Annotated in this window: 8 protein-coding genes and 1 pseudogene; 2 read left to right on the top strand and 7 right to left on the bottom strand. The window is 42.1% G+C overall.

The annotated features are described in order from the left end of the window. Nucleotides 1–43 precede the first annotated feature (43 nt). A complete protein-coding gene (locus RMY64_RS01560; protein ID WP_322699121.1) occupies nucleotides 44–781 on the bottom strand; it encodes a Ycf66 family protein in 738 nt (245 codons plus the stop codon). A 215-nt stretch (nucleotides 782–996) separates the two neighbouring features. On the opposite strand from RMY64_RS01560, the pseudogene gndA reads away from it, so the two are divergent. Then, nucleotides 997–2,418, top strand: a pseudogene (gndA, locus tag RMY64_RS01555) (NADP-dependent phosphogluconate dehydrogenase); the annotation flags it as partial. Between the two features lie 426 nt (nucleotides 2,419–2,844). On the opposite strand, the gene RMY64_RS01550 reads toward gndA, so the two are convergent. Together RMY64_RS01550 and cax are read right to left on the bottom strand one after the other, a co-directional pair. Further along, nucleotides 2,845–3,981, bottom strand: coding sequence for a serine/threonine-protein kinase (locus RMY64_RS01550; RefSeq protein ID WP_322699120.1), 1,137 nt, complete (start codon nucleotides 3,979–3,981; stop codon nucleotides 2,845–2,847). Nucleotides 3,982–4,286: 305 nt separating this feature from the next. Next, nucleotides 4,287–5,378: a calcium/proton exchanger gene (gene cax, locus RMY64_RS01545; RefSeq protein WP_322672476.1), complete on the bottom strand. Its 1,092-nt coding sequence runs from the start codon at nucleotides 5,376–5,378 to the stop codon at nucleotides 4,287–4,289. A 532-nt stretch (nucleotides 5,379–5,910) separates the two neighbouring features. Here cax and RMY64_RS01540 point away from each other — a divergent pair. After that, a complete protein-coding gene (locus RMY64_RS01540; RefSeq protein WP_322699119.1) occupies nucleotides 5,911–8,652 on the top strand; it encodes a DUF3536 domain-containing protein in 2,742 nt (913 codons plus the stop codon). A 70-nt stretch (nucleotides 8,653–8,722) separates the two neighbouring features. Here RMY64_RS01540 and RMY64_RS01535 read toward each other — a convergent pair whose 3' ends face one another. The 4 genes from RMY64_RS01535 to RMY64_RS01520 all read right to left on the bottom strand — a co-directional run bounded on the left by RMY64_RS01535 (nucleotide 8,723) and on the right by RMY64_RS01520 (nucleotide 10,991). Further along, a complete protein-coding gene (locus RMY64_RS01535; RefSeq protein WP_322699118.1) occupies nucleotides 8,723–8,968 on the bottom strand; it encodes a hypothetical protein in 246 nt (81 codons plus the stop codon). A gap of 35 nt (nucleotides 8,969–9,003) precedes the next feature. Beyond that, nucleotides 9,004–9,249, bottom strand: a complete 246-nt coding sequence (locus tag RMY64_RS01530) for an HNH endonuclease (protein ID WP_322672473.1) — start codon at nucleotides 9,247–9,249, stop codon at nucleotides 9,004–9,006. A 7-nt stretch (nucleotides 9,250–9,256) separates the two neighbouring features. Continuing rightward, nucleotides 9,257–10,354 (bottom strand): Gfo/Idh/MocA family oxidoreductase, encoded by a 1,098-nt coding sequence (locus RMY64_RS01525; RefSeq protein ID WP_322699117.1) that lies wholly within the window; start codon nucleotides 10,352–10,354, stop codon nucleotides 9,257–9,259. Between the two features lie 169 nt (nucleotides 10,355–10,523). Further along, nucleotides 10,524–10,991 carry a DUF4870 domain-containing protein gene (locus RMY64_RS01520; protein ID WP_322699116.1) on the bottom strand — a complete coding sequence of 156 codons (468 nt, stop codon included), beginning with the start codon at nucleotides 10,989–10,991 and terminating at the stop codon, nucleotides 10,524–10,526. Between the last annotated feature and the right edge of the window lie 1,026 nt (nucleotides 10,992–12,017).

Genomic DNA, 12,017 nt, shown 5'->3' with positions numbered 1-12,017 from the left:
GAAACCCAACACTATATTAGGTTAACGTTGGGTTTCACTGAATTCAACTACCTTGATTAGGCGGTATTTGTTCAGGTGGCGTTTCTGCTGGGGGAGCGAGTACCGCATCCGGCGCAATTTCTTCTACAGGAATCGGTTGCTTATCCTCGATTTCAAAATCTGGTTGCGCTGCTTCCACCAATTCAGGAGATGGAGGATGTGGGGGAATCGCTTCCGGTACACTCTCGGTTTTTGCTTTGGTGTCGGTAGTAACTGTCTCCTCTGCTGGTGGTTCTGGTATGACAATAGTTTTGTCAATAATCTCAACAGCAGGTTTCTCTGACATTACAGAGATAATATCTTCAGATTTAGGGGTTGTGGGTGTCTTTTTACTCACAGTCTGCTGCACCTTGTCTTTCGCGCCACTGAAAGTGTTACCCAGACCTTTTTGCAACTGGCCCAGCCGTTCCTGAAGCGACAACTTATTCACCTGTTCCTGAATGCCAGTTTTTACTGTCTCAGCACTGGGTACTTGGGTTTGTTGTACCTGCGGGGTCAATTGCCGACGTAATGATAGAGTTTGCCAGCCAAACCAGACCAAAAGAGCCACACTAGCCACATGACCGAGCAACAAACCCCCAGTAATGCGTGGTGCAAACACCCATAAGACTAAGGCGTAGAATAATCCTACACCACTCCAGATAAAGTCATTCTTGCGGTGGATTTCTGGGAAAAAGAAAGCTGCTATGTAAATGGCTAAACTACCAAGACCGACCACCAAAGCTAGGACATATGCCAGCATTATTTGGTTACTCCTTACTACGTCCTTTAATTATTTCAATTTTGCAAATTTTGCCAGTCAATTGTTGATTTAGATACAATTTAAAATTAATTATCCCTGTTAGTTGTGGATTTTTGTCATTTATTCAAGTCTTAAGGTCTTCTTTAGGAGAGAAGGGAAAATATCGGACTACCCTTAAAGTAAAAGGATCTGCAAGAGTTAGCCAGAAATTTTTTATGACACTACAAAGCTTTGGTGTGATTGGATTAGCCGTTATGGGTGAGAACATCGCTCTAAACGTAGAGCGCAATGGCTTCCCAATTGCAGTTTACAACCGCTCCCGAGAAAAAACGGATGCGTTTATGGCGCAGCGTGCGCCAGGACGGAACGTCAAAGCCGCCTTTACTCTAGAAGAATTCGTTGCCTTATTGGAACGTCCCCGCAAAATTCTAGTGATGGTGCAAGCTGGTAAGCCAGTGGATGCGGTGATTGCTCAACTCAAACCTTTGTTAGACGAAGGCGATATCATTATCGACGGTGGCAACTCTTGGTTTGAAGATACGGAACGACGCACTCAGGAACTAGAACCGGCTGGACTTCGGTTTATCGGGATGGGTGTCAGCGGTGGTGAAGAAGGTGCGCTAAATGGGCCTTCACTCATGCCAGGAGGTACAGAAAGCTCCTACGAGTATCTATCGCCAATTTTTAATAAAATTGCTGCCCAAGTTGACGATGGTCCTTGCGTAACCTATTGTGGTCCTGGTGGCGCCGGTCACTACGTCAAAATGGTACATAACGGCATTGAGTATGGCGATATGCAGCTGATTGCTGAAGCCTACGACTTGCTGAAAAATGTTGCTGGACTAGACCATAATCAGCTACACGAAGTTTTTACCGAATGGAACACTACCGACGAACTCAATTCGTTTTTGATTGAAATTACGGCAAAGATTTTCCCCTACATTGATCCAGAAACAAATCTACCCTTAGTCGATTTGATTGTTGATGCCGCAGGGCAAAAGGGAACCGGACGCTGGACAGTGCAAACTGCAATGGATTTGGGTGTTTCTGTACCAACAATCATTGCAGCGGTGAACGCCCGGATCATGTCTTCCTTCAAAAAAGAACGGGTAGCAGCATCCAAGATACTTACAGGCCCTTCTGGCAAGTATGAGGGAGATACCAAAGCCTTTATCAACATGGTGCGAGATGCCCTGTATTGCTCGAAAATCTGTTCTTACGCTCAGGGCATGGCACTGCTAGCTACAGCTTCAAAAACCTATAATTTTAACTTGAATTTAGGTGAAATGGCACGGATTTGGAAGGGTGGCTGTATTATTCGTGCTGGATTTTTGAATAAGATTAAGAAGGCATTTAACGAAAATCCAGCGCCACCTAACCTGCTATTAGCCCCGGAATTCAAGCAGACGATTCTCGACAGACAAACAGCTTGGCGGGAAGTGTTGGCAACAGCAGCAAAACTGGGAATTCCAGTGCCAGCATTCAGTGCGTCATTAGATTATTTTGACAGCTATCGACGCGATCGCTTGCCCCAAAACCTCACTCAAGCTCAACGCGACTACTTCGGGGCGCACACCTACGAGCGACTTGATAAGCCCGGAGCTTTCCACACCGAATGGACACCGATTTCTGAAGCATCAGTGCAAACTTCCACACCAAGAGAGCTGCAAACTTCAGAACCAACTACACCTACAACACCTACAACTTCTCCAAAAGTTTAGAGAGTTTTAAATTGTAAATTTTAAAGTGGCTCTGTAAAGAGCCACTTTTTTTGTTCAGTTATCACTGTTAATTGTTAAGCTAATACACATTAGACCTCTTGCAAAAGTCCTTAACACCCCACCCCCAATCCCTCTTTGCTTGCGAGGAGGGGAGTGTTTGTCTTACTCAAATGCGGGGTGGGGTTCTTTATTTTTGATTTATGCAAGAGGTCTAATTAACTTGCATATTTTTCATTTTAGAGAAAAGGCATCAATCTTTCTCTCTTGTTCCTCTGCCTCTCTGCTGCCTAAATGTGCTTTCTTAGATGTATAACAGCTTATGTCTTTTTCACTACCTTAATATTAAGAGTTATTATTACCAAGATATTTGGTTTTTAATTCTTCTAATTCTTCATCTATTTTGCTTTTACTAGAAGGCTGAGGTGTCGGGTTTGGTGGCTGTATTTTATTTGGTTGAGGTTTACTACTACCCATAAATTGGGTTTTCATTTCTTCTAATTCTTTCTCAAGTTGACTAGGAGATTTCGATAAAAAAGCGGGTGGAGAATTTGGTGGTGATTGAGAGATAGGCTTTGGTGCAATCGCTGGTGCTGCTACTTGTGGCTGTTGATTTAAGTCTTTGAGAACTTCATCTACTGTTTGATAACGCCGAATTGGAATACTTTCTAGCATCTTGTTGAGAATGCGACTCAACTGATTACTGACGGGAGTTTGTAAGTATTGCTGCCATACCCAAGTATCGTTGCTGGTATCATAAGAATCGAAGGGCGATCGCGCTGTTAATAAATTAATACAAGTCGCACCTAAACTATAAATATCACTAGCAAAAATAGCCCTACCTCTCATTTGTTCCGGGGCAACATATTCTGGACTCCCAATAGTAGTACCAGTTTTATTTAAGGCAGCGCCAGTGGCAGATTTAGCAGCACCAAAATCTACTAGTACTAGTTTGCGATCGCTCTCGCGTAAAATAATATTTTCTGGTTTAATATCGCGGTGAATTACGTGTTTGGCGTGACAAAATTGTAAAACTGATAATAAATCGTTTAATAGTTGCCAAATTTCTATTTCACTAAAAGCACCTCTATGTGCCAATTCCTGAGCTAAGTTTTGCCCGTCGATAAATTCTTGTACAAGATACTGCCGAGCTTCTTGGGTAAAATATGCCAGTAGTTCGGGAATTTGGGGATGTTTGCCCAATTCATCTAACTGCACCGCTTCTTGATTAAATAACTCTACGGCTTTTGCCAGAGTGCTAGTGCCTTGAGATTGAGGATAAAATTGCTTAATTACGCAGCGTGGTTTTGAGGGTTTATCCTCATCCATAGCTAAGAAAGTTTTGCCAAAACCACCTTGTCCGATTGGTTTGATAGCACGATAACGTTCTTTGAGGAGTAACTTGGTACCGCAAGTCACGCAAAAATTGACATGATTGGGATTTTCAGGCTTAGGACAATGAGGGTTAAGGCAGTAGCTCATACAGGCGATCGCTCTTATATCTCTTTATTTTACTGGCGTTAAGGGTGGAGACTTTTGCGAATCCGTTAAAATATGAGCGATCTCTACGACGGGCTATTCGGCGTCGCACTACTAACTAGTACAATAAGCTCGTTTTGAGGGTTTGTACTAAGCACAAAGCGTGCTTAGAAGATAAGCACTAAATTCCTTACTACGAACTTTTTAGGAGAAATAAAAAGGTACAGAGAAAGTAAATTTATTTATAGGGTTTCCCCCTGCTCCCTGCCCCCTGCCCCTTTTCCTCTTTCTAACTTCCGTCCTGCTAACTACCCCATACCTTCCATAACTGGATGGAAGTAAAAGGCGAACCCCAACACTGTATAAGCAGCTAATAACAAAGTGCCTTCCAGCCAATTAGACTTTCCGTCGGAACTAATACTGTTGGCAATCAACACTGACACAACTACAGCGACTAATTCAAAGGGTTTGAAATCCAAATCCATTGGTTGCCCCAATACCCGCCCTGCTATAACTAACACGGGTGCAACAAATAAGGCAATCTGCATACTCGATCCCACAGCTACCGAAAGAGAAAGATCCATCTTGTCTTTCATCGCCACGGTGACTGCTGTAGCGTGTTCAGCCGCGTTACCGACGATGGGAACCAAAATTACCCCTGTAAACAGCGCCGTTAAACCTAGCTGAGATGTAGCCACTTCCAGAGAATCGACCAACATTTCTGACTCAAGTGCCACTAGCAAGGTACATACTAGCAGCACGCCAACCCACAACATCATATTTGGTTTTTTATGAGGAATCTCCTCTTCTTCTGTTTCCGCAACACCCACATCATATAAATAGGAGTGGGTTTTCATCGAAAATAGCAGCGTTAGGGCGTAAACCAAGATTAAAACTACGGCAACAGCAATAGAAAGATTTTGCAATGTTTGTTCGTTGATTCCTTGAGAAGTATAGTTCATTGCTGTTGGCATCAAAATCGCAATCACTGCCAAATTCATCGAAGCAGCATTCACCCGCGCCACAATTGGCTGAAATGTCTGTTCTTTGTAGCGCAGTCCTCCCAAAAGCATGGAAAAACCCATCACTAGTAGTAAGTTGCTAATAATCGATCCCGTGATACTGGCTTTGACTACATCTATTAACCCAGCGTTCAACGCTACTAAGGCAATGATTAATTCTGTAGCATTGCCAAAGGTGGCGTTTAACAAGCCCCCCAGCGATGGCCCAACTACGACAGCAATTTCTTCTGTTGCTGTACCCATCCAAGCTGCTAAGGGCAGAATAGCTAATCCGGCTGTAATGAAAACTGCCAATTCTCCCCACTCCAGAAAGTGGGCTGCTAAGGAAACTGGGATAAACAGAAGTAAAGCGAAAAGAATAATGTTTTTGGTTGACATTTGTTGTCTTAAGTTGAGGGTATCATTCACAGCGAGCAATCCTAAGTTTCAAATTTGGAGTGTTGAATTAACAATCACTTTGATTCAGCACTCCCATAGGATACTCTCAACCGCCTGTAGAGCAATTCAGAAATTGTACTGTTTTCCGTTCAAGGTTGCAGATGTTGTGTAAAGCAAAATTGCGATATAATGAGTTTTCGTAATCTTTTGTTGCAAAACTATGAATTTGAGCCAAAATATTACACCAAAAATGGGGTTTAATATATTAAAAGACAATTAAAATTTTAATTGGCGCTACTAACGAGGAAACCCCTAACTGAGTCTTTGTTCAATGGCTAATTACATTTAAGCCTTTAGGGAAAGGGCTGTGCGATAACGCAGATTTGCCACTACAATGAGGAAGATTTGTCAAAAATTTAGTTAGATTTCATAGTTGTTGTTTATACCGGATTTTGCGCTCAAACCATTGGAGAAAGGTTTACGCACAATGTTTTCGGTGCAACTGTAAGTTTTTTGTTTTGGATAAATATACATGACTTCTGCTGCTGAAATGCCAGCTAGCTCTGGCTCAACGTTAACATTACATTCAGATCCCAAAAACGCTCACGAAACCGATCCCCTGAGAAAGGCTAATGGTGTTTATGTGACGGTGCATGGTCATTTTTACCAGCCACCAAGGGAAAACCCTTATCTGGACGCAATTGAACGCCAACCGAGCGCTGCACCTTTCCATGATTGGAATGAGCGGATTCATTGGGAATGCTATCGTCCAAACGCCTTTGCCAGAGTCTTAAATGACCAAGGTGAAGTGGTGGGGATCGTCAATAATTACGAGTATTTCAGTTTTAATATTGGCCCAACGCTGATGTCGTGGCTAGAACGCTACGATGTGGAGGTTTATCAGCGCATTTTAGAGGCGGATGCCAAGAGTAGCCAACGCTTGCATGGTCACGGCAATGCGATCGCGCAAGTATACAATCACATCATCATGCCTCTGGCGAACGAGCGCGACAAATATACCCAAATTCGCTGGGGTAAAGAAGACTTCCGCTCCCGCTTTGGCCGCGATCCCGAAGGAATGTGGCTAGCAGAAACTGCTGTAGACTACGCCACCCTAGAAGCTCTTGTGGCTGAGGGTATTCGCTTCATTGTCCTGGCACCATCTCAAGCCCTGCGTTGCCGTCCCCTCCCGACTCCAGATCGTCCCCATCCTGAATGGATCGAAGTCGGTGGTAGTCAGATTGATTCCACCCGTCCCTATCGTTGTTATTTGAAGCCGACGCTAGATACTTCATCTTCACCTCTGAGTGCGATGGGCTACGCCCCGCCGGAGGCGATCGCCACTAGCCCCAACGATAGTAGTACAGAAGAATTACCCTACATTGATATCTTCTTTTACGACGGGCCGATATCGCGGGATATGGGTTTTAGTGATGTGGTTTATAATTCCAGTCACTTTGCCGGACGTATTGGTTCGGCAGTACGTGGGGATCATCGTCTGGCACAGTTGATTTCTGTGGCGACAGATGGAGAAACCTTCGGACATCACAAAAAGGGAACAGAGAAAACTTTAGCCTACGCCTTTACCAAAGACTTTCCTCAACAGGGTTGGACGGTGACGAACTTCGCCCACTACCTGAGCTTAAATTCTCCCAGTTGGGAAGTGGAATTAAAGTCAGTCACAGCCTGGAGTTGCGCCCACGGTGTCGGCAGATGGGAGGATGACTGTGGTTGCGGTGGGGAAGGCTCAGTTTGGCATCAGAAATGGCGTCGTCCACTGCGGGATGCCCTAAATTGGCTGCGGGATCGGCTAACTGAAGTGTATGCAGAACATGGTAGACAGTTATTTCGCGATCCCTGGCTAGCGCGAGATGAATATATCCAAGTAATACGCGATCGCTCTGCTAGCAATGTCAACCGTTTTCTCGCCCGTCATCAAACCCACAAACTAACCGCAGCCGAACAAGTAGACGCTTTGCGCTTGTTAGAAATGCAGCGTCATGCTTTGTTGATGTTCACTAGTTGTGGCTGGTTTTTTGAAGAAATTTCCCGTCCAGAAGGGACACAAATTCTGCGCTATGCCGCCCGTGCTTTGGAATTGGCAGGGGAAGTGGCCGGCGTGCAGCTAGAAAAAGGCTTCGTCAAACATCTTGGTTTAGCCCCCAGTAATGTGGATCAGTTCAAACACGGTGCGGAAATTTATCGACAACTAGTGTTAACTGCCCAACTTGGCTTTAAGCAAGTTGCAGCCCATTACGCCATTACTTCCCTGTTTACCAATCAGAAACCAGCAGAAACACATAATTCTCTACCGAGAAAAGATGCTGCTGACAAACAGTCTCAGCGTTACCAGAAGCGGGTTTATTGCTATGCTGCCAATGAGCTAGATTACCAACTGCAACGTATGGGATCGCTAACTCTGGCTGTGGGAAATTTAAAGCTGGTATCAGAGATTACTTGGGAAAGTGAGCATTTGGTATTTGCAGTCCTACATTTGGGAGGCTGGGATTTCCACTGTGGTATTCAACAATTTACTGGGCGGCGTGACTACAGCAAATTAAAAGAAAAGCTGTTTGGGGCGCTAAAACAAGCTAGTGCGGCTCATACGATCTTGGCGATGACACAGCTATTTGGAAAAGAAGCTTTTAACTTGCAAAATCTATTTGCTGAAGAACGCCACCGGATTATGCGGCTGTTGAGCCAGGAAACACTGGCACGTTTAGGACAGTTATATACTCAAGCCTACCGTGATAATTACGGTGTGCTGATGGCGTTTCATCGTGATGAAATCGCAGTACCGCAAGAATTGCAAGTTGCAGCAGATATTGCTTTAGGGCATCGCTGTCTGATGACATTACGATCGCTTGAGCAAGAGATTGCCGATCCCCAAAAAAGTTGGAATCACATCTTAGAATTAGAGGCGATCGCTACTGAAGCAAAACATCTGCGTTGTCGGCTGAATATTCCCGACGGGAAGCAAATGTTAGAACAGTTAATTGCGCGATCGCTCTGGCAATTGTTGCACGATGCCAATGATAGCTTTAATGCAGATATCCAACTATTGGAGCGATTGATTGATGTCGGGGATCAACTAAATATTCATATTTCCCTACAGCGATCGCAGGAACTATATTTTAGTTGTCTGCAAAGTCAGATAGCACCAGTGTGTATTACTAGCGTTGGGAATGAAGGAGATAATCAGTGTCTTCAGTTGCTCAAGTTGGGTAAAAAGTTAGCCGTTGATGTTAGCTCGATCTCAAATCAGTTGAAATAGATGTAGGGACGCACGGTAAAATCTCACGCATAGAGAAGGGGAAAATTTCCCCTTCTCTTTTTAATTTGCTTTACCTAACGTGAGAGCGATCGCAATGGTAGGGATAAAGCCACTCACACCTAAAAAGTCCGAAGGTATGTTTCTCAAAAAAGGTTCCTGCGTGGCGGCTACGTGATATATTGATCCCAGCTTTAGTTTTAACCTCATATAGCCAGGGAAAGGCTATTACTAAAACAGTCATGAAAGTGAAGAGGTAAAGAATTGTAGTTTTAATATTGGGGAATCTTCGAGAATTGCTATTGTGATTTGGAGGCATAGAAATAAGAAACGAATAGCCCGTACTATTGTAGCCTAAAGCTGAAAATATCGCCGGAAGCGGGGGTCAATATTATCTGTTTTCTGCTGATTGCAGGTAAGACAGAGAGTTTGTAAATTGCTAATATCATTTTGACCTCCACGGACGAGGGGAATAATATGGTCGATGCTGAGGTGAGTTTCTATAGTAGTTTTACCGCAGCTTTGACACTGGTATTGGTCGCGTTGTAAAACGTATTTTTTTACTTCCGGTGGGATACGAATGCGGGGAGTTTTGCTCATTTGTTTTCTAGTTACTCAGAAATCTTTCCAAGCTGGGTACGTCTACCCAACTTGCTTTTTGATGCGATTCATGAGATAAATCCATCAACAGCTGAGAATAAATTCCTTCGCGTAGTGATGGTGTAATTTCCTGATGGCGGTCAATTCCTTGCACCCATTGGTCTATTACGCGGATAAATGCTGAAATCCGGCCATCAGCATAATTTTTGGGAAAAATTAACCGATTCGGTATTTCTATTTCTGTTAGAGATTTACCTGGCTGGGAACCCCAAACACGAAAACCATGTATATAATCTTTTTGATTTTCACTGCCTACAATTAATGTACCGCGATCGCCATATACTTCTACCCAATGCGTTCTTGCTGCATGAACAACCGCACTGATAGAAAGTTGGCAAGGTGTACCATTGGCTAATTCCAGCGTTAATATACAGTTATCATCTGTATTCACTGCCTTAGATTCCCCGCTAATCAAGTCAACTCGTGTAGGAATAGCAGTAGTTAAATGAGCGTTTAATCTACGCACTGGCCCGAATAACCAGTGAATATAATCGAAGGCGTGAGAACCCAAAGATCCCAATGCACCGCCTCCTTTCTCTTTCTCAGAATACCAATTCCAAGGGCGTGAAACATCAGCACGAGAAGAACCTAACCAATCAATTTTAATTAGGCGTAACTCACCCACATAGTTTTCTGACAATAATTCTGCAAACAATTGCCATGCTGGTACAAAGCGAAATTCAAAGTCTACAGTTGCAATGACGCTTTTGGCTTTAGCTAACTGATAAAGTTCTTTCGCTTCAAATGCATTTAAAGTTGTCGGTTTTTCTAATAATAAATGTTTGCCAGCTTGCAGTACAGTTTTTGCCATTTCATAGTGCAAAAAAGGCGGTGTCGAAATGCTGACGGCTTGCACTTCTGGTAATGCCACAATATCTGCAAGTGAGTCGAAAGCGTGACGAATATTATGAGATTCTGCTATGGCTTTGGCTTTATTTATATCGCGGTGATAAACAGCAACTACCTCAGTCCGAGAATGTGCTTGGAATCCGGGTATATGGACTTTTTGACCAAATCCAGTGCCGACGATCGCAACTCCAATCATCTAATTTTTATCCTCATATTTATGCAACTTATTGTTTACTTATAATTTATCTCTAATATGTAGTTATATCAAAGTTTATTGGCAATATTTTCCTCCTGCTTTGCGGTTGATATTGAGTTGATAACATCTAGCGATCGCTCTTTTGAATCTAGTATACTATCAGATAGGCTTATCGTAAAACTCTAATTGTAAAGGGGTAACGATAATGCTCGCCATTGTAAGCTTTAACAGCAGCAAAAGTCACTACAAAGGATTGTAGTAACAGTTTGAATAAAATTAATAACATAAGTATAATTAATAAATTATCTAAAGTATTTTTTATTTGATTAATTGAACCATTAGTAGTCACTGCTAGACTCAAGCTAGTTACTACTAAAATTAAGGATATTGCAATCGCAATAAAAGTATAAAAAGTTAAAGAAATTTGAAAATTTAAGGATTCCTTACCTTGTAAATCAATCCAAGGATATTGAGATTTTTTAAAGTGCCAAATGATGAATGGAGGCAAAATATTTAAAGGTATATATAAAGGAATGCCAATAAATACTAAAAAACCCAATAATATCCACCCTAGCAAAGCCGAGAGATGACACAACATCGCCCATATACGGATTTGTTGTTTAGGTTTTTCTTTCATGGCTTTTTATTGGTAGTGGATTTAGCTGATAATTCCCCACTATAATTATCTATAAAAAAGCCACCAAAGTTAAAATCTGAGTATTTCTCGGTGATAATTGACGAAAAGAGGTTTTATTTGCCAGGTTATGTTTTCTCCTGGTAATATAGCAATCCTATTTGATTCCTGATTACTCGTAAGGATCGGGGACTAGGGACTGGGGACTGGGAAGATAGGAATAAAGGTGTACTGAGTGAGTTTTTTCAGAAATCAAATATGAGTCCTATAGTGCAACTTCTATCATAGTTAGGTTAAGCAACTCGAAGTAGCAAACACAACTGTTTGGTTCAGATTGTGGTATAATTCACAACTTTTAAGTATACCTGCGTAGGCGTAGCTAGTTGATACCGTGTCCGCTTAAAAACTTATCATTGAGATCGCAGAGATGCAGATAAGAGAGGTTTTTGGGCTTTTTGCTTCCCTCTTTTGGCATAAAGTTTCGCAGATTGCACTGCTAAAGATGGCCTTGGCGTAGCTTTTTGACGTAAAACCTTTGAGAATTTCATCAACGCGATCGCAATCTGAAAATAGTCTGAAAGTTTACATTCAGTACTGGCGAAAATAGCAACTATCTTTTGGGATACCTAATAGCAAGGTTTTTCTAAATAAAGGATGAATCCAATAAATCTGTTTGCGATCGCGTTCAGGAGGATGTATGACTTAACGTATAAGTTATATCAGATGAGTTTGCTTGAATTTGTATATCTATCCTACTTTTCCTACCTTTCCTACTTTTCCTACTTTCAATTAAATTGTTTTAATTCGTATTTAAAATCACGAATCATAAAAAACATTTTTTTCAAAAGAAAGGTAAAATATAAGCCATAAGAGGGAAGAAAGCCCCGAAATAAATTAGTTAGTTTTAAAAGCCAGTAATTAAACCGATCGTATTAATAAATATCAGTGCAACTACATCGATTACGTTGGTTACAATTTTTTATTTAAATATATCAAAAAAAATTGATAAAACTTAAACATGAAAGTGAC

The sequence above is a fragment of the Nostoc sp. DedQUE08 genome, from assembly GCF_034530895.1.
GTDB lineage: Bacteria > Cyanobacteriota > Cyanobacteriia > Cyanobacteriales > Nostocaceae > Nostoc.
This window is presented reverse-complemented; position numbering and strand designations above follow the sequence as displayed.